The following is a 26,127-nucleotide window of genomic DNA, read 5'->3' on the forward strand; positions in this document are numbered from 1 at the left end:
AGATTTTTTATTATGATGATTTATAATGATTTTTTATCCTCATGATTTTATTATAATAGTACCATGATTGCATGATTACCAAATCATTTGTGCCAATGTGTGCTATTTTGTTTGATGATTTTATTGAGTGGTTTCTAGATTTTTTTTAAAGAGATTTTTTTATGCGTAAACTTATGTTAACTCGCCCAATGTTGGGTTTATCCATTGCCATGTCTTGGGCATTCACAACTGTGGCAATGCCTGCACAAGCCAACACAACACAAGCCAACACAACAACAGTCAGTGCGTCATCTAGTGAAGCCACCATTCACAGTGATGGCATTCTTGCGATGGTGAATGATTCGGTCATTTTAAAAAGTGATTTTGAACGAGCTTTACAAGCTGAACGCCTTGCCTTACAAGCCAATGGTGAGCAGTTGATTTCAGACAGTCAGTTACAAACTCAAACCCTTGATGGCTTAATCATCAAACAATTGCAACTGGATTATGCCAAACGCTTAGGACTCACCTTAAATGCCGATGCTGTCAATGCAGAACTCAATGACATTGCCAAAAGCCAAAACTTTCACTCTTTGACACAGCTACAACAACACATGGACAGCCAGATGGCTGGGTCATATGCCCAATTACATCAACAGATTGCCGAAAAACAAATCATCCAAGCCCTACAACAAAGACAATTATATGGTGAGCTGTCCATCAATGAACAAGACATTCAGGCATTTTTGCAATCGCCAGAAAGCAATCTTCTCACCCCTAAAGAATACGAAACCTTACACTTTCGTGTGCCATATCTGTCTGACATCAATAATCTAAGTGCCAATGAGCAACAGCACGCCATGAACGTGGCAGATACTTTGGTTAAAGCATTACAAAACAATGATGTGCGTACGCAACCACAGATAAATCAATTGCTGTCTTCATTAGCCACCCAATACCCACACCCCATTGAAGGGGGCAATATGGGATACCATTTGGCAGACAACCTACCTGCTGCCCTAGCCGATCGCATCACCAGTTTACAAATTGGTGAAGTTACCCCACCACTGATTACCCAACATGGCTTAGACATCATCAAACTTATTGATGTGCGTCAATCACAAAACGAACAAACCAACATCATTCCCCAATGGCATACTCAGCACATTTTAATTAAAAATCAAGACCAGCAAACAGAACCTTTTGCCAAGCAAAAGATAGACGAGATTCATAACGCCTTACGCCATGGTGAAGATTTTGCTCAGCTTGCGACCATGTACTCACAAGACGCAGGGTCAGCTGGCAAAGGCGGTGATTTGGATTGGGTCAGCGAAGGTGAGATGGTGCCTGAGTTTGAAGCCATGATGAAACGCACCCCCATCGGTAACTTCTCCACACCGTTTGCAACGCAATTTGGTTGGCACATTGTCAAGGTATCAGCAACCAGACAAAAAGACATCAGTAACGAGCGACAACGCCAGCAAGCCTTGATGATACTACAATCTCGCCAAGCCCCACAAATCATCGAAGAATGGCTTGAACAATTAAAAGCAAACTCATATATTCGAGTGTATCAATAAGTGTGTCAATCACTGTGAACAACAATACAGCATTTTGAACAACGGTGAAAAACATTTTGAACAACGATGAATAACACTCGACATGAATAACACTCAACACAAACGCCATGATGATTGTTAGTAAAAATGTTTTTAGTTAGTCAAGATGCTTCTTGGGTCAATGGGTTCACCGTGCAACCGCACCTGAAATTCCAATGCCACCACGTTATTGTTATTGTTTGCGTTATTGTTTGCCGCCATGCCATTGACCGCCATGTTGTTTCTGATGGCAGAATGGGTGGCAATATGACCCATGGTGGCAATCGGTTGCCCACGTTTGACCAGCTCATCTTGACTGACCAAAAGGCGATTGTTATGAGCATAAGCCGTGACCACACCATTACCATGTTCTAGCATGATTAATTTGCCATAATCTTTTAAGCTTTCACCGACATAAAGAACTTTGCCATCTTGACTGGCCAGCACAGGGTCGTTTAGCTGACCTTCAAACCACATGCCAATGATGCCATTACTTTTATTGAACTCACCAATCACCCTATTATGACTGGGGAGCATAAACCCCTTAGCAACCTTAATGTTCTGATTGCTGGGTAAATAGCTGGTGTTGGTGCGAGCATTCCATAACGTCAACCACGTGCCTGCATAAATCGTATAATGACTGTCTAGCTGATTAAGTCGCCCAATTTCTCGGTAATTTAACCCATATCGCTGAGCAATGCGACTGACCGTATCACCTGATTTCACAAGGTAACGGTTAGGCACACCTTGCTCATTAATGATGATATTTTGTGTGCTGGTATTAACCTGATGTGGGTTTGGGCTGGCACATGCGGTTAGAGCCAACACACTCACCACCCATAATGCGTTTAATAACAGCCTTAAATAACCACATGATAAACATGATATTTGTTTCAGTTTAGACATGAATTTTGCTGGCAAGCAATACTGCAACCAAACATGGCTTTTTAGTTTCGATTGAATAAAAAATAATAAAAAATTCATGGTAATACTCTGATGGTCATGTGGTCATCACGATGGGAAGCGTTTTCATTGTAACAGATACATTTATTTTTAATAGCATGTATTTTTAATGGCATGTCTTTTAATGGTGTGCCATGAACCGATTAGGACGTGTTAGAATGTGTTGGCAATTCATCACATAAGCATGTCATCACACAGGCATTTTTTGCAAAAAATTGTTGCTAAATAGTTCCAATAATTAATATTTAGACACAATATCATAACAGGATTAAGGATTTGCTACATGACACCGTGATATTAGCAAGATACTATTATCTTGGTCATTCATATGCCTTGGTCATTTCTATTTTTATATCATCAATAATGATGACCATCATCAATCATGCTTAATATGGATGTGCATGACGAACGCATTAACAACATCAGTGTTAACAACATTCAGTGGACGTACGACAAACATGCTTAATTTGACTGCTAAAAAGCGAATGATGTTTTTTCCCAATTTGGTTAAGCCCAGTCTTTTTTTTAAAGCTCAACTGTCAATAACAAAACACACAATCATCAAACCCATCAGCCCCCCTGAGTTACCCTTAGGATTGTCTGAGCTGGCTTGGCAGTTTTTTTATCACCTTAAGTCCGTACTGATGTCAATTTGCCCCAACCCTGTGAAGTTATCTCGGTTGTTTTTTGGCATGATTGTTACCATCAATTCGCTGATAAGTGTCACCTTAGCCCATGCTAACACAGAGTTCTTTTTCATTGCCCCAGCAAATCCCACATCAGCAAAAACAGCTCAAAGCCACCATATGCCCATAGGTTTGCATCACATCAGTCAGACTGTCAGCTATCGCATTCATATGTTGCCAAGCATACAAAAGCAACGCAGCAATCCCATGATGGTGGCAAGTCATGATAAAGAAAATGACGCATTGCCATCTGCCAATGAAATTTTGGAGATGGATAAAGTGGAATTGACCTCGCTACAGGTCATGCATGTGTTAAGTGAGATTTGTCCAAGCGTGTTGTCTGCTTCCCAACAAAAATCGTTTCAACGGGCGTTTAACACTCGACTGCAAGATTTGTTGCCCAATGTGGACGACCCACAAGCAATCATGCACTCTTTATCCACCCAGCGTAACTACCGACGTGAGCTAAATAGCCTTAAATCTTGGCTAAATGGCTTGTCTAAGACTGACAAATCCATTTTATGTCAAGAAATTGCAACCGCTCCTTTATGACCGCTGTAACTGTTTCTTTTAAATAGACACCACTTTATCAATCGCATATGACAAATAATAGGTAACATGGCAATGATAATTGATGGTGATGATAATTGATGTTTTATCTGTTGATATTATTTGTTAAGATACGCCACTTTATCACAGATTTTATGGCTTAAAAGCTGTCATCATCAGCTTTATTGAAAGCTTATTTACTTTATTTACCTTTATAAATTATTGCCTTTAAATTATTGTTGTCATTGTCATGATTTTATCTTCACAAAAAACCGCTTTTACCCTTGCACTTCTTACCAGCAGTTTTAGTGCATACGCTTTAACACCACCAGAGATGGACAACAGTGCTTATGTACTGATGGACTACACCACAGGCGAAATTTTGGCTCAAAAAAATGCCAATGAGCCCCTGCCTCCTGCGTCATTAACCAAAATGATGACCAGTTACATCATCGAAAAAAAATTATTAAATGGTGAGCTGACAGAAAATGAACCTGTACTCATGAGCGAAAATGCGTGGTGTCGTGGTAGCAGTCAGCAGTCATGTATGTATGTGCCTGTCAATAAAACTGCCCCTGTCATCGACATGCTCAAGGGCATCATCATTCAATCAGGCAATGATGCTTCCATCGCCATGGCTGAGTATGTCTCTGGCAGTGAATCCTCTTTTGCTCAACTGATGAATGAAGAAGCTCAAGCCTTGGGTATGACTGATTCGCATTTTGTCAACGCCACTGGCATGCCTGCAGATGGTCATGTGGCTTCGGCGATGGATTTGGCAAAACTTGCCAAGGCAATCATTTCACATAGCGACAAATATTATGACATCTATTCTGAAAAAGAATTCACCTATAATGGCATTACCCAAGGCAACCGCAATGCGTTACTGCTCACTGACCCAACAGTCGATGGGCTAAAAACTGGACATACCAATGCAGCAGGTTATTGCTTGGTTGCATCAAGCAATCGCAATGGCATGCGTCTAATCTCTGTCATCATGGGTGCTAAAAGCATGCAAGCCCGAGCAGACCAATCTCGTGAGTTATTAAATTGGGGCTTTGGGCATTTCACCCATGCAGTGCTTGCCCCCAAAGGACAATTGATACAAAAAGTGCCTGTGTGGTTTGGCACAACGGAGCAAGTTGAGTTGGTCACTGCCAGTGATTTGCGTGTGCTGACAACCAAAAATGCTCAAGGCAAACTCACCACCGCTGTTGATATCCAGCCTGACCTACAAGCTCCCATCAAAAAAGGTCAAACGTTGGGCAAAGTCCATGCCGTACAAAATGGCAAAACCGTGGCATCTGCTGATGTGGTTGCCACGCAAGACATTGAACAAGCAGGCTTTATTCATCGATTATGGCAACGCATCAGCCGTTGGGTAAAGCAGTTGTTTTAATTCATGTTGTTTTAACTCATGTTGTTTTAATTCATTAAGCGTTATCGTTATCTTAATCAAACGCTAGGTGTGTCCCTAGCGTCAGCATTTTTTCAGCGTCAGCGTTTTTTGTCATTGCGTTTAAATTTTTGAATGCGTTTTTTTTGTCTAAGCCGTTGTGCTTTGGTTTTGGTCGATTTATTTTGTCGCCCTTCAAAAGGATTTTCATTTTGCTTCAGCTCGATGTTAAGCGGTGTGCCTTCCAGTTTAAACACTTGCCTAAACTGATTTTCTAAATAACGGCGATAGCTTTTTGGCAATGATTTGGTTTGATTGCCATGAATGACGATGACAGGCGGATTGTGTCCCCCAAGATGGGCATAACGTAGTTTGATGCGTCGCCCTGATATCATGGGTGGTGGGTGAGCGGTAACGGCGTCTTGTAATATCTGTGTCAAGCGATTGGTAGAGACTTTAAACAGTGATGACTGGTAGGCTTTATGAATGGAAGGATACAAATTGCCCACACCTGTGCCATGCAATGCTGAGATAAGATGTGTTTTAACATATGGAATAAAGTTAAAACGTCTGTCCATCTCGGTTTTGACGTAGGATTTTTGTTCGTCTGTCAGCCCATCCCATTTGTTGATGGCGATGACCATTGCTCGCCCTGCATCTAAGGCATAGCCAAGCATATGCAAATCCTGATCAACAATGCCTTCTTGGGCATCTATCACCAACACCACCACATTGGCATCTTTGATGGCTTGTAAGGTCTTAACAACCGAAAATTTCTCAACCGTCTCATCAATTCGCCCACGGCGACGCACACCAGCGGTATCAATCAGCACATAATGCTTACCTTCTCGCTCAAAGGGAATATAAATGCTGTCTCGGGTCGTGCCAGGCATGTCAAACACCACCACCCGCTCTTCACCCAACATGCGATTAACCAAGGTAGATTTGCCCACGTTAGGGCGACCGATGATGGCAAGCTTAAGCCCATCTGTTACGTCTTCTTCTGCGTCAGTGTCCAAAGTCATGCCAGCGGTCAAATCATCTAATAGGGTCAGCAAACCTTTACCATGAGTGGCGGTTACAGGATATGGCTTGCCTAAGCCTAAAGCAAAAAATTCACCAATGGCGGCCTCATGGATACCATCAATTTTATTGGCAACCAAATAAACAGGCTTGCCCAAGCTGTGCAAAAATTTGGCAATCTCACTGTCTGAACCAATGACACCAGCACGAGCGTCCACCACAAACAGCAAAATATCCGCTTCATGAATGGCGGTATAAGATTGCTCCGACATATAATCATCAATGTTGCCAGAGCCATCATCTGCTTCGCCTATGCCACCTGTGTCGACCACAATAAAAGATTTACCATCATAATGCACATCACCATATTGGCGGTCTCGAGTCAAGCCAGAAAAGTCAGCAACCAACGCTTGGCGAGACTTGGTAAGTTGGTTGAATATGGTTGATTTGCCCACATTGGGACGACCAATTAAAGCAACGACAGGTTTGATGCTCATGGTTATAAATGACCTAATTAGGATAAAACACAAAAAATGGTGATATGGTTGAGATGATTACCATTGCCAAAGCTGCACATCACCTTGTATGCTCTGAGTGACCAAACGATTGTCCATGACATTCAGATGGGTCAAACTGCCCTGACCACGAATACGGCTGACAATATCGCCAGTTTGAGCGTCTAACATATGCACATAACCTTCAAAATCACCCACCGCAATCAACGATTGCCCCAAGTGATTGATGACAACAGGATTGGTTAACTGGCGATACATTAAAGATTCATTTTGCCACAATGGTTCACCTGTCTTGCGATGAAATGCCAAGACTTTTCCTGTTAAATCAGTGGCAATGACAGTAGTATCGGTGATTGCCAACCGCTTAAGGCTGGCTGTGTCTTGTTGCCATAAGATGCGTTGCTGGGTCAAATCAAAACCCACCAATTGCCCACCATGGCTCACCACAAACAATTGATTATTATCCACAACTGGCGTGGCATCGATGTCAGTCATGCGTTCAATGGCACTCGCCCCTAAGGCAATGCCAACACGATAAGACCACTGTGGCAAACCTGCATCAACCGTTAAGCCATACATGCGTCCATCAGCACCAGCAAATAATGCCAAGTTGTCAGTCAGTAAGATGGGGGACGCTGCTCCACGCACACTCATGGCTGGTGTGCTGGTATTAAATCGCCAAACCTGCTCACCTGTGTGTAAGTTTAGCCCATATAGGTTGCCATCGTTTGCCATCAACAGCACACGAGCATTGGCAATCAATGCGGGTGCAAGCACCGTACCGCTTAATTGACGTTGCCACTTCACTGCCCCATTTTGAGCATTTAAGGCGGTAACACTGCCATCTTTATGGGTAACAACCAAGGTTTGACCAGTGGCATCAGCCGTTATGCCAGATGTGATTGGTGTTTTTAGCTTGATTGACCACGCATGGGCATCACTTGCCAACGGATACGATTTTACCTGACCATCACGAGATGCCACAAAGACATGATTGGCTTGGATAACAGGTTGCAAATTCAAGGGGTCTTTAGCATTGCCACCACCCAGTTTAAAATTAGCAATGGGCTGTAGCACGGTGGGATTTTGTGCCAAGCTCACAAGTTTGCTTGGTTCATGCTCCACCGGGTTGATGCCTTTATTACAGGCAGTCAAAGCAAGCGAAACCGCCAACACACCCAGCAAAAAAAACGGTTTTTTTACCAAATACCTGTTTGCATGATGTGCTTGGTGATGTGTTGGGTTACTTAAATGGCTTAAAAAAAATTTGTGGTTAGACATTTTAGACATTATCGTTCACTCATTTGGTTTGGCAATGTAACTTCAATTTGGCTTAAATTGATAACTTAAAGTCAGTTCAGTGGGTTAACTTTGGTGGTTTAATTTTGGTGGTTTAACTTTGCTCATTTGACTTGGCTGGTCATTTGGCTGGTCTGTTTGTGTTGTTCAACCCAAGCCGTTGCTTATTGTGGTTGTGTGGCATTCTCCAAGTCACTGCCACCTTGTTCATTGTCTGCGTCAATAGTATCTGAATCAACAGCGTTTGCGTCAACAGTGTCTGCATCAACATGGTGCATGGCAACATCTGTGGCAGGTGCTTGTAAAGGCGCGGTCAAATCCTGCATCTGAACCATTTGTGGGACGACAATCGGCTCAAATTGCATGCCCAAACTCTCCATTTTTAATGACAAAATGGCACGGTTTTCTTCACGTTTACGCAACAGCTCCCACGCATTTTCATAAGCACGTTTGGCATCATCAAGCTTATTTTGTTTGACATAAATATCACCAAGCAACTCTTGACGGCTGGCTTCAAAGGCAGTTGGCATCTCAACACTCACCACTTTTTTGCCAGCATCAAGTTGATTGTCCGCCAAATACACCTGCCCCAGTCGCAACTCGGTGATGGCTTTTAGCCCTGCATCAATATCTTTGACACTTAACGCCTGACTTAAGCTGTCAATCGCCTTTGAATAATGACCATCATCGGTCTGCTCTTTGGCTTGTGCCATCAAAGCTTGCCAAGCATAGATGCTGTCAGAATGCCCAGCCACCAACTGCTCAATTTGCAAACCAAGCTGTTCTTGTTGCTTTAGCAACTCGTTGCGGTCAGCCTCGGCAAGGTCAGGGTTTTGTAAGCCAAGGGCAATCTGTTCTTGGCTTTGCTGGATTTGCGTGTACATGTCTGACGCTGTCAAATCGGCGTGCGAATGGTTTTTTTGCCAATATTGCCAAATGGCAAAAGCCAACAATGCCACGACAATCGCCATGGCAATGTTGCCACCATACCGCTTAAGTTTGTCCAGACTGCCATCACCATTGACCGAAATGTTGTTACTCATAGGAGATTTTTACTCAACTGTTGTTTGTTTACTTGGCTGTTTATTTTAATAAATTCGCCACGCACCATGCTTGGGATTGTGTGGTCTGTTCAGCATTTTGCATGTCTTTGATGCTGATTTGCTCATGTTTCACTTCATCTTCACCGATAATCACGGTAAATCTTGCACCAGATTTATCCGCCTTTTTCATTTGTGCTTTTAAACTGATTGCTGACCCCATTTTTACCCTTAGGTCAACACGCTGGGTGCGAAGTTTGTGGGCAAATTTTACCGCTTGAGTATAGACATCAGGGTGAGCCACCACAAACACATCACAAGCAGACACAGGATTAAATGGATTAACCGCTTCAATCAGCAATAGCAATCGTTCAAGCCCAATGGCAAAACCCACGGCAGGTTCTGATTTATCAGACCCTTTGAGCTGACCGATCAGGCCATCATAACGCCCACCGCCACACACCGTGGCTTGGCTGCCTAATTTATCGGTTGTCCATTCAAACACGGTTTTATTGTAATAATCCAAACCACGCACCAACTTAGGATTAATCACAAACTCAATGCCAACAGCGGTTAGGTATTCTTTGACTTTGGCAAAATGGGCTTGGCTGTCCTCACCCAAAAAATCCGCTAACTTTGGGGCATTTTCTAGAAGTTTTTGGGTATTGGCATCTTTGCTGTCTAATATGCGTAAGGGGTTGGTGGTCAAACGCCGTTGGCTATCACTGTCCAGCTCGTCTTGTTTGTCTTTTAAATACTCAATCAATGCGGTGCGATAAGCAAGGCGTTCGGTAAGCTCTCCTAAGCTATTTAGCTCAAGCGTTACTGCTTTTTCAATGCCCAATGCCTGCCACATCATGGCGGTCATGATAATCAATTCAGCATCAGCATCAGGCATCTTACTGCCAAAACTTTCCACCCCCAGCTGATGAAACTGACGGTATCGTCCTTTTTGTGGGCGTTCATAGCGAAACATCGGTCCTGTGTACCAAAGTTTTGGTGTGTCGCCACGCAATAGATGATGCTCCAACACCGCTCGCACTGCCCCTGCCGTGCCTTCTGGGCGTAAGGTCAGTGGCGTGGGTGGATCAGATTTATCGGTGAAACTATACATTTCTTTTTCAACAATGTCGGTGGCGTCACCAATGGCACGAGAAAACAGCTGGGTCTCTTCCACGATGGGCAGGCGAATCTGCTCAAAACCAAACCGTGCCAAAATGTCTGCCAAAATGGCTTCTAATCGTTGCCATTTTTGACTGTCAGCAGGCAAAATGTCATTAAACCCTTTGATTGATGTCAGCATCATCACACCATTGCCCCCAAATTAAAACCATTTTTTATAAATACTTTGATATGTGCCATCTGCCTTCATGTCTGCCAATGATGCGTTCACCTCTTCTAACAGCTGACTGTCTGATTTATTTAAAACAAATCCGTAAAGTTCTTGTGGATAGTCATAATCAATGGCAAAATACAAAGGCGATTTTTTCTCAGAATATTTTTCCACATAATAAGGAATGACTGATGAATCACTGATTGCCGCTTCTGCTTTATTGGACAACACACTTTGTACCGCCAGCCAATCACTTCGCATGTATTGCACATCATTTAATTCTTCTTCTTGTTTTTTCTGAGTCACAATGTCATAAAGCGTATCCATTGAGCTGTCTTTAATGGCGACATGTTTGTCTTTGAGTTGATGCAGCGTCTTAATGTCCTTGTCTTTACTGATGATTGTGACTGGATACACCTCCAAATAAGGATTGCTCATGGCATATTGCTTACGCCGATCATCTGTAATGGCAATGCTACCAACAATCATATCAAATTTATTATCAGCAAGGCTTTCAAATAGGTTTTGCCGTGGTTGATAACTGTATACAAAATGATGATGGCTACGTTTGGCAATTTCTTGCAAAACATCGTATTCAAACCCTTGCAAATCACCTCGCTCATCACGAAAATTTAATGGCTCATTGCCTGTCTCTGATGCAATAAAAGCCACTTTGACTTCTGTCAGTTTATCTTGTTGCCCATCAGTATTGGCAGTTTCATGATTGGCATGGTTGGCGTTGGCATGGTTATCATTGGTGTTACCGCATCCACCTAACAACCAAAATAGGGGTAAAACACACAATATCTTTTTCATAACATTATCCATTTAAAGTGGTCTGACAAATTTGCCCTTAAAGGTGATAGGAACGACATTATCAATCCTAGATAATCCCATAACTTCTGTTAAACGTTTCATGCCCTCTGACATATCAAATTTTTTGACATCTAACTTGATAGGGGTGTTGGTCTCTACCAGCATCAATGTGTTACTTTCACGTGTGATCGTCAAGTCTGCCACCAAATCCACCGTATGTCCGTGCATGTCCAACACAAAAGGTTGGGTTAATTGCATCGTCTCACCAACTTTTAACCCATTGATGGTATCAGCATCTAAGGTTGTGGTCACAACTGCGGTTGTGAATTCGTCCACATTAAATAACCAATCTCTTAAGCGATCATCTCTAATAACGATGTCGGTTTTGACACTGGATAAATCAATCTTTAATAACAGCTCGCCCAGCTTATTAAACAGACCAGAGTATTGAGTAAATTCACCTATTTCTTCGATGTGATTGCGCTTTTTATCAATTTTGGTGCTGACAAAACCGATGTCTGCATCTTTTAACAACCAATCAGAAACCTCAGATGCCTGATTGACTGTCTGCACTTCAGACACAGAATCAGCGACTGAATTTTCAGCGACCGCACTGTCAGAATTACCATTATTTTCAGAACTGGCATTTTCAGAGCTGTGTTGAGCTTCGGTTATGTCATCAGATGCTGGTTGTGAGCCACAAGCCACCAAGCATAACAACAATGAAGTTAAGAGTATTTTTTTCATAATTCATCCATATCATTAATGACCATCAGTAATTAAACCTTAATCAAAAAATCCAGAAAAAACATCAGTAAAAATGGCTTGAAAATGGCTATTGTGCCACACGAATGATTTCATTGGCTTTTTTATTTGCCATCATTTTTACTTTTTTTCGCACCATCGCCTCAATTTCATCTGCCAATTTTTCGGTGTCTATCAGATGGCTTTTTTTACCATCTTGATATACCAAGCTGTTGGGGCTTGCCCCCACCACGCCAATGTCTGATTCTTTGGCTTCTCCTGGCCCATTCACCTTACAACCAATCACCGACACATTCATCGGCTCACGAATGTCCTCTAAACGAGCCTCTAAAATATTCATCACTTTAATCACATCAAATTCTTGACGAGAACAGCTGGGGCAAGCAATGAAGTTGACCCCATTAGCACGAATGCTCAATGATTTTAAAATGTCAAAGCCGATTTTAATCTCTTCTTCTGGTGCTGCCGCCAAAGAGATGCGCATGGTATCACCAATGCCATCAAGTAGCAAACTGCCCAAAGCAATGGCGGATTTTACCGTACCTGTGCGATACACGCCAGCTTCAGTTACCCCAAGATGTAATGGGTTGTCAATTTGGGCAGAAATCAATCGATACGCATCAAGGGTTAAGAACACATTGCTGGCTTTAACCGAGATTTTATATTGGTCAAAGCCCAGTTTTTCTAAGATATCAATATGGCGTAACGCCGATTCTAGCATGGCCTCGCCTGTTGGTTCGCCATATTTTCTTTGAATGTCTTTTTCAAGCGAACCTGCGTTTACCCCGATGCGAATGGGAACATTGTGGTGCCTGGCACAAGCAACCACTTCTCGCACTTTTTGTTCATTGCCAATGTTACCTGGATTTATCCGCAAACAATCCGCCCCTGCTTCTGCCACTGCCAAGGCAATTTTATAATCAAAATGAATGTCAGCAACCAATGGCACGCTGACTTGTTTTTTGATTTCACCAAATGCTTGCACGCTGTCCATGCTGGGCGTGGATACTCGCATAAAATCCACCCCTGCGTCTACGCATCGCTGAATTTGGGCAACGGTGGCTTGTACATCACACGTGTCGGTATTGGTCATGCTCTGCACACTGATGGGGGCATCACCACCCACTGCCACAGAGCCGACATGGATTTGTTTGGTGCGTTTACGTTGAATGGGGGAATGATGGCTCATGATGGACTCTTGTTTTTATGGGGCTTGTTTTTATTGGGCTGATTTTTTTCGTTCATTTTGACTGGCTATGGCGACAGTTTAAAAATTATGGTGATAATTTAAAGACAGCTTGGTTATTTTGGCTGTATTGAGACAAACGGACGGGCTGTTTATTCATATTTAGACTGACGTTTTTGACATTATCAATCTTAATGGTAAATGGGGCATTGCCAGTTAGGGTAAAACTGCCCCTACCCTTTTCACCTTGCCATAGCACTTGCCCATTGGCATCAATCACAGAGAGGTTGGTTTTATTTTGTACCCAAAACTCCAGCTCAGATGCTTGGGGGTTGGTTGGGCTGTTAGTTTGGTCAGCATGAGTTAGGTTTAATGCTGAGCCTGTGCTGTTGGTGATTTCGATGCCATTAAGAGCTGAGCCTTGCTCTTGGTCAATGTTGCCCATCTCTTCAATGGTGGGTTGCTGACTATCGGCTTCTTTTTGGCTTTGAGCATTGCTGACCGTCCGCAACAAAAATACTGCCAAACTGATGACACATATCACCGCCAATAACAATAGCGGATTAAAACGAAAACTGCGTCTGCTATCACGGTGCAATGTGCCCATTGGACGCAATGGAGATGCGATGTCTTCAGCTTTAGTAACACGCATTTCACTGGGATAGGCACGGTCAAAACTGGCTGACATCTCATCAACATTAAGCTTAAGATAGCGTGCGTAGTTGATGGCAAAACCCTTGGCAAAGGTCTGCTGTGGCAAGACAGCAAAGTTCTCAGCTTCTAACGCCGCCAGCTGACGCTCTTTGATGAACAAATCTTTGGACGCTTGCTCAAGGGTGATGTTTTGTTTTTCACGAGCTTTTCTTAACGCATGACCAAAAGATAAGGTATCATTTGATGATTTTGTTACTTCCATGTTGCCTCAGGGTTGGTTAGCCAAGTTCTTAGAGTTTTTGCTTCATTACTTAGTGCAAAAGTGGATAACAGCTCTTGGGTCAGTTGTTGACGCTTTGCCATGTTGCCTGTTTCATGTGCCAGTTTGATGCCTTGCATCAAGGTGCGTGGGGTGATGATTTGATGACCAAATAACGCATCAGTTTCATCATACAATTTTTGAGCTTGTTGGATACGGTTGTGTTTTAGCAACAAATCCACCAGCTCGATGCGTGAGATGATGCTGTTGCTGTCGCTTTCTAACGCCCTAATAAAAGTCTGTATGGCAGCATCGTCATTGTTCAGCTTAAGATAGGTGCGTCCTAAGTTTTCAAGTGATGCAATGCGTCCTTGATAACCGAGTGCCTCGCCTGCAATTTGAAACTGCTTAATCGCCTCAGCATGGCGGTTGGCTTGCGACAGATACACGCCATAGTTATTGTGTGCCTGCATAAAGCTTGGGTCGATACTGATGGCTTTTTTGAAGTATTCTTCTGCCTTAGCAAAGTTGCTTGGACTGCCCTCTTGCTGTAACAAGACACCCATCATATCATGAGCTGGCACATAGCGAGCATCTGCGTCAAATGCCAGTTGCAACTGACGCATGGCGGCATCAAGTTTTTTGTCTCGAATGTATTCACTGGCTAAAGTGGTGCGAATACTGGCAACTTCTTGGGGGCTTTTTTCACGGTTACCAGAAGCTTGTGTATTGGCATTATAATTGCTATTAGTAAACGCGTCGGTTGGGGTGCTTTGACAGCCAGACAACGTCAATGCCAACACTGCCACCATCATGCCAACGCTTAACTTGCCAGACATTAACATGTCAGTTATCAACATCTTGGGGCAACCAACGTCATCAGTTGTGCTGATGTGATTTAACCTTTGTGAATGAGGCGGTTTTAAATGATGCGGTAAGCTGATTTGCAACATGGTCAAGTCTCTGTCTTTTTTAATGTTTCATGCTTTCATGTTTCATGCTTTATGGTTTCATTGTTTTATGGTTGATATGTTTTTCAATCTTTTAACGTTTCATGATTGATATGGCTTATTCAATGCTTTATTTCGTTCAATGCTTTGTCGCCATTTAGCCGAACGACGTGTTTTGTCTGCCACTTGTCCAACCAACTGCCCACAAGCCGCATCAATATCATCACCTCGAGTTTGACGCACCGTACAAACAAAGCCAGCTTGGTTTAACAAATGACTAAACGCATGAATGCGATTGTTACTTGAGCGTTGATAAGGGGCGTGGGGAAATGGATTAAAAGGTATCAGATTAATCTTACTTGGCAACCCATTTAACAGCTCAATCAACTGTTTGGCGTGTTCATCACTGTCATTGATGTTTGATAACATCACATATTCAATGGTAACGTGCTTTTTGTGCCTTGGATTTTCGTGATAAACATAGGCTTTGGCGGCTTGTATCAACTCTTTTAGTGGATATTTTTTGTTGATAGGCACAAGCTGATTACGCAACTCATCGTTGGGGGCATGTAGCGAAATCGCCAACGCCACATCAATGTCTTTTGCCAACTCATACATCTTCGGCACAATGCCAGAGGTCGATAAGGTCACTCGTCGTTTAGACAGCCCATAAGCGTGGTCATTTAACATAATGGACATGCTCGCAACCACAGGGTCATAGTTAAGCAACGGTTCACCCATGCCCATCATCACCACATTAGTTACTCGGTTTTCTCGCTCACTGACAGGGACATCTTGCATATAAGACTGATTGGCAACCCAAAGCTGACCGATGATTTCACTGGCAGTTAAATCGCGCTCAAATCCTTGCTTACCAGTACTACAAAATGAACAATCCAACGCACACCCCACTTGTGATGAAATACACAACGTTTTTCGCCCATATTGTTTGCCATCATCAGCAGGGATTAACACCGTCTCAACCAATGAACCACCTGCCACTTCAAACACCCACTTGCGAGTGCCATCTTCACTAAATTGTTTAAACCTCACTGTGGGCGGTGTAACAGCTGCCACTTGTGTCAGTTTGTCTTGCAGTTTTTTGGATAAATTGGTCATCTGAGTAAAATCAGTAACGCCGTACTGGTGTATCCACTTCATGACTTGACTGGCACGAAATGCCTTTTCCCCAATATCAGCAAAAAACGCCACCAACTGTGGGTACGACAATCCCAACAGATTGTGCTTGGACACAATCTCATCTTGTGTGCTAGGATCAATGGTAACGATTTTGTTCATATCCAATTTTGCTCATGTTCATATCTTTGCTCATCAATAAATGGTTCTATTATAGTCAATAATGGGGCAAATACCAATGTTAAAACCACACGTGTTAAAACCATAAAAAACAAACCATTAAATAAAAACCGCATCACAAAGAATGCGGTTTTTAGCTTGTCAAAGCTTAAAAAAATCAACTCAACGAGTACGTGGGCAGACTTCTTTATCATCAAAAAAATAAGCAATCTCACGTTGTGCTGATGTGACTGAATCTGAGCCGTGTACCGCATTTTCATCGATGCTGTTGGCAAAGTCTTTACGAATAGTGCCTTCACTGGCTTCTTGTGGGTTGGTAGCACCCATCAGTTCACGATGATGTGCCACCGCATTTTCACCCTCTAATACCGACACCACCACAGGTCCTGATGTCATAAAGCTGACCAAATCATTATAAAATGGGCGTTCTTGATGCTCAGCATAAAACCCCCCTGCCTTGTCATTATCCAAATGCAACATTTTGGTGGCGATAATTTTTAATCCTGCTTTTTCAAAACGGTCATAAATCTCACCGATGTGATTGCCAGCAACAGCATCAGGTTTGATGATGGATAAGGTGCGTTCAATCGCCATGTCATTCTCCCATGGTATTCATAAATGGTTATTCATAAATGGTTATCAATAAGTAACGCATTATATTTACCCAAAAACACAATCTTGTCAAGACAACAAAAACTTGATAAAAATACCGACAAATCTTGGGCAGATGGGTGGACGGCATCATCTGAGTGATTGGCTATTTTACCTAAATTTATCTGATTTTTATCTGATAAAAATGCTTGATTTGCTTATAATGACGATGCACAAGATGACGATAAAAACGATGAGTAAGGGTTGCCATGCGTAAAATCAAAATTTTTTTATCAACAAAACATTTACAAAACTTAATTTATACGCTATTAAGTAGCGGTACTTTGATATTGACCGCTTGTGATGCTGATACGACTTGGGGACACATCAATCAAACAGATGATGCTAGTCAATCCAATCAATATTGTCAAGCGTTTAAAGAGCCTTTTTGGTATGACATTTGTGCGATAGATGAAAAGATGCTATTAGCACCCTCACACCATCAGAACCATGGCCAACATGGCCAAAAAGACACTAAGCAACAAGCAGAACAACAAGCACAGAACTTATCACTTCGGCTGTTTTGGCGGCAAGCTGATGATAATACAGACAAAAACGCCAAGCCATTATTCACTTTTTCGGCATTAAAACAACAACTCAGTGCCAACAAACAACTGCTATTTGCCAGCAATGCAGGCATGTACAACCACGAATTTGCCCCCATTGGCTATACCGTGATTGATGGCAAGCAGATACTGTCACTCAATCTAAACGAAGGTGAAGGCAATTTTCATCTGATGCCAAATGGGGTGTTTTGGTGGAATGATGATGGCTTTCATATTGACACCAGTGAGCAAATGCAACGTCAGCTAAAAGCAGGGGTAAAACCTAAGTTTGCCACCCAATCAGGACCCATGCTGGTGATTGATGGGGCAATGCACCCAAAATTTACCGCTGATTCCACTTCTAAGAAAATTCGCAACGGCATTGGCATCAGCGAAGATGGTAAAATCAAACTGGTGCACAGTCGTGTGCCAGTCAATTTTTATGAGTTTGCATTATTGTTCCAAACTCAGTTAAATTGCAAGAATGCGTTATTTTTAGATGGTGGTATTGCATCAGCGTTATATGCTCCAGAGCTAAAAATTAACGATAAAAAAAACATGGGGGTAATGATAGGCTTGATTGAAAGTAAGTTTGATTGAAAGTAAACAGCAATCAATGCCAACAATCAATCCCAAACCAAATGGGTAACAACCCAGCCATTCTAAACCCAGTTACGCTAAAAATCTCTCACATCGACAAAATGCCCTGCAATCGCTGCCGCTGCTGCCATCGCAGGACTGACCAAATGCGTGCGTCCGCCATTGCCTTGCCTACCTTCAAAATTGCGATTACTGGTACTGGCACAATGCTCTTGTGGCTCAAGCTTATCAGCATTCATCGCAAGGCACATTGAACAACCCGGTTCACGCCATTCAAAGCCAGCATCGGTAAATATCTTATCAAGCCCTTCATTTTCAGCTTGTTGTTTGACCAGTCCAGAGCCTGCCACGATGATGGCTTCTTTAACGCTGTCAGCCACTTTGCGACCTTTAATCACATTGGCCGCCAAGCGTAAATCTTCAATGCGAGAGTTGGTACAAGAACCGATAAAAATTCGGTCAAGCTTAATATCGCTCATCGGTTGCCCTGCACGCAAGCCCATGTATTCATAGGCACGAATCCACGCATTTTTTTGCACATCGTCTTTTGCCATGTCCAACGTGGGTACATTTTGGGTGATGTCCACCACCATCTCAGGCGATGTTCCCCATGAGACTTGTGGGGCAATGTCACTGCCATCTAGCTCTATCACACTGTCAAATCGTGCATCAGCATCAGAATGCAGGGTTTTCCAGTATTCAACCGCTTTCTCCCAAGTCTCACCTGTTGGAGCGTACGGGCGACCTTTGACATAGTCAATGGTGATGTCATCTACCGCCACCATGCCAACCCTTGCGCCTGCTTCAATGGCCATGTTACAGACGGTCATACGCCCTTCCATGCTCATGTCTTTAAACACTTGTCCACCAAATTCAATGGCATGACCTGTACCACCTGCTGTGCCAATTTTGGCAATGATGGCAAGCACGACATCTTTGGGCGTAACCCCTTGCCCAAGTTTGCCATTGACTTTAATGAGCATATTTTTCATTTTCTTTTGAACAAGACATTGAGTTGCCAACACATGTTCCACTTCCGATGTGCCAATACCATGTGCCAAACAGCCCAACGCCCCATGTGTGGCAGTATGACTGTCACCACACACCACGGTCATACCAGGAAGTACCAAACCTTGTTCAGGTCCAACCACATGGACAATGCCTTGACGAATGTCATTGATGGTGAATTCTTCAATCCCAAACTTCTGACAATTATCATCTAATGTGGTCACTTGTAAGCGAGACACGTCATCTTTGATGCCCGCCATGCCTTGGCTGCGTTCTTTGACGGTGGTTGGCACGTTATGGTCAGGGGTGGCAATGTTGGCAGACAATCGCCAAGGCTTGCGACCTGCCAGTTCAAGACCTTCAAAGGCTTGTGGGCTGGTCACTTCATGCAACAGATGACGGTCAATATAAATCAAACTTGAGCCATCATCACGCTGTCTAACCAAGTGGTCTTGCCAAAGTTTGTCATATAGGGTTAAGGTTTTGGGGCGACTGTTTGAATGGGGTATTGAATGGGAGATTGATTGTTGCATTGATGCGGTCATGGTGGTGGTCATTCCTTATGTTTAACGTGCTTAACACTTTTTTTATTTTTGCGACTGCTGTTGTGATTGCTCTTATGATTGCTGTTGCGATTATAGCAGTCTCGTTTTATAATTATAATTGATGATTTTTATAAATTTCAAAACTTTTGGTTAATATTTATCATGAATACCACCAATCTCACCACCTTTGTGACTGTGATGCACACAGGAAGCATCTCGGCTGCTGCTGAAAAGTTGTTTATCACTCAACCTGCGGTCAGTAAACGCATCAAAAATTTAGAAGATGAGTTTGGGGTAACCTTATTTGATACGGTTGGGCGTGGCATCGTGCCAACTCAAGCGGCACATCGTTTATTGCCACATGCCAAGCGATGGCTTGATGACTATGATAATTTTCGCATTAATCTAAAAAACTCGCAACACACGGTATCAGGCAAGTTGGTTATCGGCACAAGTCATCATATCGGTTTACACCACTTGCCACCTGTGCTGAAGCAGTTTATCCAGATGTATCCTGCGGTACAAATAGAAGTGCATTTTGTCGATTCAGAAGAAGCTCACAAGGCGGTGTTGGACGGTGATGTGGCGTTGGCGTTTTTGACTTTGCCCCCTGTCTATGACAAACGTTTAAGCTATCATACGCTATGGTCAGACCCTTTATATTTTGTGACAGGAACGTTATCACCACTTGCCAAAAAGATTAATGTTACGCTTGAGCAACTGGCACATTATCCTGCGATTTTGCCATCTGCCAATACTTTCACCAGTCAGATTACCTTAGCAGAATTTGCCAAGCACAATCTTAAGCCTTATGCCACCATGAGTACCAATCCGTTGGAGTCCATTCGCATGCTGGTATCGGTGGGGCTTGGGTGGTCAGTGTTGCCTCAGACTTTGATTAACCAAGAGCTTGAGCCGATTGATATGAAAGATAACATTGAGCTACAGCGATATTTGGGCTTGGTGATTAACCCCAGTTTGACTCGCTCTGCCAGTGCTGATGCTTTGATGGGGCTATTATCACCCATTTAGCCTTGCTTACCCAATTGCCATGTCAGTCATCATTCCCACATTCATGTTACCATTTAAATAAAAATCATTCTTATTATTCGATTTGGTCAGTAAAATACACTATAATTAATTAATTCAAGCAAAAATTTTATGACCAAATGATTTGATTTATGGCTAAATTATTTTATATTGTAATTTTATTTAACCGCCATAACAAGCTAAAAACTAGGACTTCTCTATGAATGGAATAGACATTGGCGTGTGGATTTCACTCGCTGCTTATTTTGCTCTGATGATTGGCATTGGGGTGTATGCGTATTTTAAACAAAACAACGACTCCGAAGGTTATATGCTCGGTGGGCGTGGCTTAGGTCCTGCAGTAACGGCATTATCAGCTGGGGCATCAGACATGTCAGGCTGGCTACTGATGGGGTTGCCTGGCTATATGTACGCATCGGGTGTGGTGAGTATTTGGATTGCATTGGGCTTGACCATTGGGGCATTGTTAAACTATATCATCGTTGCCCCACGTTTGCGGGTTTATACCGAAGTGGTGGATAATGCCATTACCCTGCCTGACTATTTTTCTAACCGCTTTGAAGACAAGTCGCATCTGTTGCGTGTGATTTCTGCCTTTGTCATTATCTTGTTTTTTACCGTGTACACCGCAGCCAGCTTGGTCGGTGGTGGCAAGCTGTTTGAAAGCTCTTTGGGCATGTCTTATGGCATGGGACTGTGGATTACCGCTGGCATCGTGGTGTTATACACCCTAATGGGTGGTTTTTTGGCGGTGTCAATGACTGACTTTGTGCAGGGGGTCATCATGTTATTTGCCATGATTATCGTGCCTGTGGTTGCCTTTACTGATTTAGGTGGGGTTGCGCCCACCATTGAGACGGTACGCAACATCAACGCTGATTTGCTTAACATCACCAGCGGTGTGTCAATCATGGCGATTATCTCACTGATGGCGTGGGGGTTGGGTTATTTTGGTCAGCCCCATATCATCGTCCGCTTTATGGCGATACGCTCAGTCAAAGATGTGCCAACGGCTCGTAACATTGGCATCGGCTGGATGATTTTAAGCCTTATTGGGGCGTTATTGACAGGCTTTGCGGGTGTGGCGTATGTCAGAAAAACTGCCATGACTTTAGATGACCCTGAGACCATTTTTTTGGTATTTTCACAGTTCTTATTCCACCCATTGGTGTCAGGATTTTTATTGGCGGCGATTTTAGCGGCCATCATGAGTACCATTTCTTCCCAGCTGCTTGTGGTGTCTAGTTCGCTGACTCGTGATATTTATCGACTGTATCTGGACAAAGAAGCCCCTGAGTCTCGACAAGTGCTGGTTGGTCGTATCTCGGTGATTGTGGTTGCGATTGTGTCGATTATGCTGGCATCTGACCGTGACAGTTCGGTGCTGGATTTGGTGTCTAATGCGTGGGCAGGATTTGGGGCAGCATTCGGTCCTTTGGTCATCTTTAGCTTATTATGGCGACGCATGAACCGTAATGGGGCATTGGCAGGCATGGTGGTCGGTGCATTGACGGTCATCATTTGGATTTATGGTGGCTTCACCATGGCTGATGGCACTGCTTTAAACAGCTGGTTATACGCCATTGTGCCAGGGTTTGTGCTGTCTAGCATTGCCATTGTGGTGGGTTCACTGGCAACCCCTGCTCCTAAGCCACACATTGTTGCACGCTTTGATGAGATGGAAAGTAAATTATGACGCTGACTGTTTGATTAACGCAATTACCATAGAACAAAAGCCACCAAATCAGCTTTGATGGCTTTATTTTTCTTATAAGACTTTCTTATAAGATTTACGAATAACCATTAACATAACAATACAAAAATATTAAGCTTAAAAGTATACATTCGTATACCAATAATATAAGCTTAATCAAGTAAAATCAAAGATTAAGATTTTATTTCCACTAACGAACCCACTCACCAAATACGCTACTCTACCAAACACTCTCAAGGAAGTTTACCATGAACCAACAATTTTTTGACAACATGAGTGATAATTTAAAAGAAAACTCTCGCCAATTTTATCAGCCTTGGGCAAGACTTAACCAAGCCATGCTTGCCAATGCCGAAAAAATGACCCAGTTTTCTTTAAACACCATGCGTACCTATTCAGAAATGGGGCTGACCCAACTGCGTAACGCATCAGAAGTGGACTCTGCTGAAAAAGCCAGCCATTTTGGACAAAAACAAAGCGAATTGCTTAACCAAATGGGGCAACAAATGCTCGAAGACGCTCAGCGTATGACTGACTTAGGCAATGCCATGCGTCAAGAAATCATCACCGCCATGAATGAAATGTATGGCGATGCGTCAAACAACATGCAAAATGCCATGCAATCTGCCACCGAACAAGCCAGCAAAAACGCCGAAGTATTTAACCAAAAAGTGGCAGAGAACTTTAACCGCACCAGTGAACAGATGAATGAAGTCATGCGTCGTGGTAATGAAATGGCAAGCAATATGACCAAAGCCGCCACTGATGCTGCTGCCAAAGCCAGTGAGCAAGCTTCTGAAGCGGTCAAAAAAGCCACCGAACAAGCCAGCAAAACCACCACCAGCTCATCTAACACCAAAACAACAGGCAGTAGCACCAGTAAGACCACCAGTAAATAAGGCTTTTGCTTGTGCTTAAGTTTTGGTTAAATAAAGGCTTAACCACCTTAACATAAAAGCAATCATATAAAAGCAATCCATTGGCTTGAGTGGTTACCAACTGCTCAAGCTTTTTTATACCAAGCTGATAACCCAAAAAAATGGACTTTAATTCACTGATTTTGGAAACTGATTATGGCAACCTATGACTCATCTGCCACCGATAAAAGCAATCAAGATAATACCATCAATCAAAATAATAACAGCAATCAAGACCATGACCACACAAATCAAGATGCGTTTGCTGACATGATGCACGTGTTTTTACAATGGCAAAAACAATGGCAAGACAGTATCCAACAAGCCCAACATCTGTTTACACAAAACATGAGTGAACAACACCTTAAACCTGAGCATATTCAACAGGCATTTACAGGGTTTACATCACCCAAGCCCAGTCAAGATAACAATCAAACACTCAAGCAAAACCCTTTTTTGTTCAATCCCTTTGCCATTTTGATGAACACACACGCCAGCGATAATCAACAAAAATCTGCTGATATCCGCTCACAGAACCCTAATCCACAGAGCCAAAGAAATGAACCGTTTTATTTTAACCCTTTTGACATTTGGTTTAATAATCCCATTACTCAAAGTATGACTGACACCGCTTTGCGTATCAACAACCAAATGCTACGCATGAGTGGACAAAACAGCCCCACCAGCACCTCGGTAACGTTTGATTTGCTTCAAGGTTGGCAACATTTTGCCGAGATGATGCAACACAATCCGGGGGTGATGGTCGATGAGCAAACCAATCTTTGGAAAAACCAATGGCAACTTTGGCAAAACACCTTACTTAAAATGAGTGGACAGCAACCTGATGCTGTGGTAACTCCAGAAAAAGGCGACAAACGTTTTAATGATGCAGAATGGGACAACAACCCATGGTTTGATTATCTAAAGCAGCATTATCTGCTCACATCACAAGCCATGATGCAAACCATTGATGAACTGGAGGGCGTGGACGATAAGACTCGCCAGCGGTTGTCTTTTTTTACTCGCCAATGGATAAACGCCGTTGCTCCCACTAATTTTTTGTTTACCAACCCTGAAGTGCTTCGGCTGACCATAGAAACACAAGGGCAAAATTTAATAGACGGTCTAAAACAGTTGGCAGTAGATCTTGAAAACAGTGCAGATACGCTAAATATTCGCATGACTGACCAATCTGCCTTTCGAGTCGGTGATAACATCGCCACCGCCAAAGGGCAGGTGGTGTATCAAAATTATCTGTTTGAGCTTATCCAGTATGCCCCAAGCACAGAAAAAGTGTATCAAAAACCGCTGGTACTTGTTCCACCTTGGATTAATAAATTCTACATCATGGATTTGCGTGAAAAAAATTCTTTTATCCGCTGGGCTGTGGCACAAGGTCATACGGTGTTTGTGTTGTCATGGGCAAATCCCACGCCACATTATAAAGACATCGGCATGATTCACTACATGCACGATGGCCTACTCACCGCTTTAGATGAAGTCGAACGCATCACAGGCGAATCACAAGCCAACGTGGTAGGCTATTGTATTGGTGGCATGCTCACGTCATTGACATTAGGTTGGCTTGCCAAACAAGGGCAAAGTAACCGAGTTGCCAGCGCCACTTTATGGGCATCTATCATTGACTTTAGCGACCCTGGTGACATTGGCGTGTTTGTCGATGAAAAAATCGTCAACGCCATCAACCAACAAAATGACCAGCTGGGCGTGTTTGATGGACGCATGATGGGGGTATCATTTAGCTTGCTCAGAGAAAACAGCCTGTATTGGAATTATTTTGTACAAAATTACCTAAAAGGTGAGCGTCCAGTACCATTTGATTTGCTGTATTGGAACTCAGACTGTACCAATGTAACTGCTAGCTTGCATCAGTTTTTATTGGGTGAATTTTATCTTGGTAACAAATTACAAGCTAAGGGTGAGTTGCTGTTTGATGGGGTACAAATAGATTTACGAGAAGTGAAGACACCAGTTTTTTCGGTTGCTACTTTACAAGACCATATTGCCAAATGGAAAAGCTGTTACCCTGCCACACAAGTGTTTGGTGGACAGACCAAATTTGTGCTGGGTGAGTCAGGACACATCGCTGGCATCATGAACGCCCCTGGTGGTAAATATGGCTATTATCGCACCCAACAAAACATGAACACGGATACCAGCTCATACCCCGTCGATGCTGACCAATGGTATGAAACCGCTGAATTTGTCCAAGACAGCTGGTGGCATGAATGGCAAGGCTGGTTAGCAACCACCCCTGACAATGCGTCATTCATGAGCAAAGATAAGCTTGTGCCTGCTCGCCAAGTTGGTCAAGACCATCAAGGCCAGACAATCACCACTTATGGCAATGCCCCCGGTACTTATGTGCTGGTAACTGCTGAACAAGCGTTAAAAAGTAATCGAAGACCTGTTAATGCGTATTCGTCTGATACTTAAAAGGCTTAGCTTAAGCCATTTGTCTAAACCTTTCATCTGGGCCTTTTAAGCCATGTTATGAATGGCGTAATGGTATTAACGGTATGAATGACACGTCATCATTTGACGTGTCGTTTTTGTTGGTAAAAAGATGACTTTCTTTGGTTTTGTATAAAAAAATTTCATAAAACACCATTTTGCCCATGATTGACTGACCACCCCCTTGTCAGCCCTTATCTGCTCGTCAATACAAAAAATCAAGTGTTTTTTATCACATCATCGTCATAACAAAGGCATAATCAGCCTAAAAAATCAACCTAGCATTTTGCCTAA

At 42.9% G+C, this 26,127-nt stretch carries 21 protein-coding genes; 8 read left to right on the forward strand and 13 right to left on the reverse strand.

What is annotated here, in order from left to right:
* The first annotated feature begins 161 nt into the window (after positions 1 to 161).
* Positions 162 to 1,559, forward strand: a complete 1,398-nt coding sequence (locus B0682_RS04230) for a peptidylprolyl isomerase (RefSeq protein WP_078306808.1) — start codon at positions 162 to 164, stop codon at positions 1,557 to 1,559.
* 132 nt (positions 1,560 to 1,691) lie between these two features.
* On the opposite strand, the gene B0682_RS04235 is transcribed toward B0682_RS04230, so the two are convergent.
* Positions 1,692 to 2,483 (reverse strand): M23 family metallopeptidase, encoded by a 792-nt coding sequence (locus tag B0682_RS04235; protein WP_078307065.1) that lies wholly within the window; start codon positions 2,481 to 2,483, stop codon positions 1,692 to 1,694.
* Between the two features lie 458 nt (positions 2,484 to 2,941).
* On the opposite strand from B0682_RS04235, the gene B0682_RS04240 reads away from it, so the two are divergent.
* Both B0682_RS04240 and B0682_RS04245 read left to right on the forward strand, forming a co-directional pair.
* Complete coding sequence (locus B0682_RS04240) at positions 2,942 to 3,778, forward strand: MCR_0457 family protein (protein ID WP_143823261.1); 837 nt, start codon at positions 2,942 to 2,944, stop codon at positions 3,776 to 3,778.
* Positions 3,779 to 4,025: 247 nt separating this feature from the next.
* A complete protein-coding gene (locus tag B0682_RS04245) occupies positions 4,026 to 5,174 on the forward strand; it encodes a D-alanyl-D-alanine carboxypeptidase family protein (protein ID WP_078306810.1) in 1,149 nt (382 codons plus the stop codon).
* A gap of 98 nt (positions 5,175 to 5,272) precedes the next feature.
* Here B0682_RS04245 and der read toward each other — a convergent pair whose 3' ends face one another.
* From der to ndk, 11 genes are all read right to left on the reverse strand, one after another.
* On the reverse strand, positions 5,273 to 6,691 hold the full coding sequence (gene der / locus B0682_RS04250) for a ribosome biogenesis GTPase Der (RefSeq protein ID WP_078306811.1): 1,419 nt from the start codon (positions 6,689 to 6,691) through the stop codon (positions 5,273 to 5,275).
* Positions 6,692 to 6,748: 57 nt separating this feature from the next.
* Positions 6,749 to 7,990, reverse strand: a complete 1,242-nt coding sequence (gene bamB, locus B0682_RS04255; protein ID WP_158077862.1) for an outer membrane protein assembly factor BamB — start codon at positions 7,988 to 7,990, stop codon at positions 6,749 to 6,751.
* A 182-nt stretch (positions 7,991 to 8,172) separates the two neighbouring features.
* Positions 8,173 to 9,051 carry a YfgM family protein gene (locus tag B0682_RS04260; protein WP_078306813.1) on the reverse strand — a complete coding sequence of 293 codons (879 nt, stop codon included), beginning with the start codon at positions 9,049 to 9,051 and terminating at the stop codon, positions 8,173 to 8,175.
* Between the two features lie 40 nt (positions 9,052 to 9,091).
* Positions 9,092 to 10,351: a histidine--tRNA ligase gene (gene hisS, locus B0682_RS04265; RefSeq protein WP_078306814.1), complete on the reverse strand. Its 1,260-nt coding sequence runs from the start codon at positions 10,349 to 10,351 to the stop codon at positions 9,092 to 9,094.
* A gap of 21 nt (positions 10,352 to 10,372) precedes the next feature.
* Positions 10,373 to 11,197 carry a substrate-binding periplasmic protein gene (locus tag B0682_RS04270; protein WP_078306815.1) on the reverse strand — a complete coding sequence of 275 codons (825 nt, stop codon included), beginning with the start codon at positions 11,195 to 11,197 and terminating at the stop codon, positions 10,373 to 10,375.
* A gap of 12 nt (positions 11,198 to 11,209) precedes the next feature.
* Entirely contained in the window at positions 11,210 to 11,944 is a 735-nt protein-coding gene (locus B0682_RS04275) for a YceI family protein (RefSeq protein ID WP_078306816.1), read from the reverse strand.
* 88 nt (positions 11,945 to 12,032) lie between these two features.
* Positions 12,033 to 13,151, reverse strand: coding sequence for a flavodoxin-dependent (E)-4-hydroxy-3-methylbut-2-enyl-diphosphate synthase (gene ispG / locus B0682_RS04280; protein WP_078306817.1), 1,119 nt, complete (start codon positions 13,149 to 13,151; stop codon positions 12,033 to 12,035).
* Positions 13,152 to 13,236: 85 nt separating this feature from the next.
* Positions 13,237 to 14,064 (reverse strand): helix-turn-helix domain-containing protein, encoded by an 828-nt coding sequence (locus tag B0682_RS04285; protein WP_078306818.1) that lies wholly within the window; start codon positions 14,062 to 14,064, stop codon positions 13,237 to 13,239.
* Positions 14,055 to 15,014 carry a tetratricopeptide repeat protein gene (locus B0682_RS04290; protein WP_240494873.1) on the reverse strand — a complete coding sequence of 320 codons (960 nt, stop codon included), beginning with the start codon at positions 15,012 to 15,014 and terminating at the stop codon, positions 14,055 to 14,057. Before B0682_RS04290 ends, B0682_RS04285 begins: the two co-directional genes overlap by 10 nt.
* 99 nt (positions 15,015 to 15,113) lie before the next feature.
* On the reverse strand, positions 15,114 to 16,310 hold the full coding sequence (gene rlmN, locus B0682_RS04295) for a dual-specificity RNA methyltransferase RlmN (protein WP_078306819.1): 1,197 nt from the start codon (positions 16,308 to 16,310) through the stop codon (positions 15,114 to 15,116).
* Positions 16,311 to 16,490: 180 nt separating this feature from the next.
* A complete protein-coding gene (ndk, locus tag B0682_RS04305) occupies positions 16,491 to 16,922 on the reverse strand; it encodes a nucleoside-diphosphate kinase (RefSeq protein WP_078306821.1) in 432 nt (143 codons plus the stop codon).
* A 266-nt stretch (positions 16,923 to 17,188) separates the two neighbouring features.
* Between ndk and B0682_RS04310 the strand changes: the two genes are divergently transcribed.
* On the forward strand, positions 17,189 to 18,124 hold the full coding sequence (locus B0682_RS04310; protein ID WP_078306822.1) for a phosphodiester glycosidase family protein: 936 nt from the start codon (positions 17,189 to 17,191) through the stop codon (positions 18,122 to 18,124).
* 77 nt (positions 18,125 to 18,201) lie between these two features.
* Here B0682_RS04310 and leuC read toward each other — a convergent pair whose 3' ends face one another.
* Positions 18,202 to 19,665, reverse strand: coding sequence for a 3-isopropylmalate dehydratase large subunit (gene leuC / locus B0682_RS04315; protein ID WP_078307069.1), 1,464 nt, complete (start codon positions 19,663 to 19,665; stop codon positions 18,202 to 18,204).
* A gap of 174 nt (positions 19,666 to 19,839) precedes the next feature.
* Between leuC and B0682_RS04320 the strand changes: the two genes are divergently transcribed.
* From B0682_RS04320 to phaC, 4 genes are all read left to right on the forward strand, one after another.
* Complete coding sequence (locus tag B0682_RS04320; protein ID WP_078306823.1) at positions 19,840 to 20,709, forward strand: LysR family transcriptional regulator; 870 nt, start codon at positions 19,840 to 19,842, stop codon at positions 20,707 to 20,709.
* A 217-nt stretch (positions 20,710 to 20,926) separates the two neighbouring features.
* Entirely contained in the window at positions 20,927 to 22,423 is a 1,497-nt protein-coding gene (gene putP, locus B0682_RS04325; RefSeq protein ID WP_078306824.1) for a sodium/proline symporter PutP, read from the forward strand.
* A gap of 266 nt (positions 22,424 to 22,689) precedes the next feature.
* Positions 22,690 to 23,340 carry a phasin family protein gene (locus B0682_RS04330; RefSeq protein ID WP_078306825.1) on the forward strand — a complete coding sequence of 217 codons (651 nt, stop codon included), beginning with the start codon at positions 22,690 to 22,692 and terminating at the stop codon, positions 23,338 to 23,340.
* A 174-nt stretch (positions 23,341 to 23,514) separates the two neighbouring features.
* Positions 23,515 to 25,815, forward strand: a complete 2,301-nt coding sequence (gene phaC / locus B0682_RS04335) for a class I poly(R)-hydroxyalkanoic acid synthase (RefSeq protein WP_205760095.1) — start codon at positions 23,515 to 23,517, stop codon at positions 25,813 to 25,815.
* Positions 25,816 to 26,127 lie beyond the last annotated feature (312 nt).

Origin of the sequence: Lwoffella lincolnii, assembly GCF_002014765.1 — a bacterium.
GTDB classification, from domain to species: Bacteria; Pseudomonadota; Gammaproteobacteria; order Pseudomonadales; family Moraxellaceae; genus Psychrobacter; species Psychrobacter lincolnii.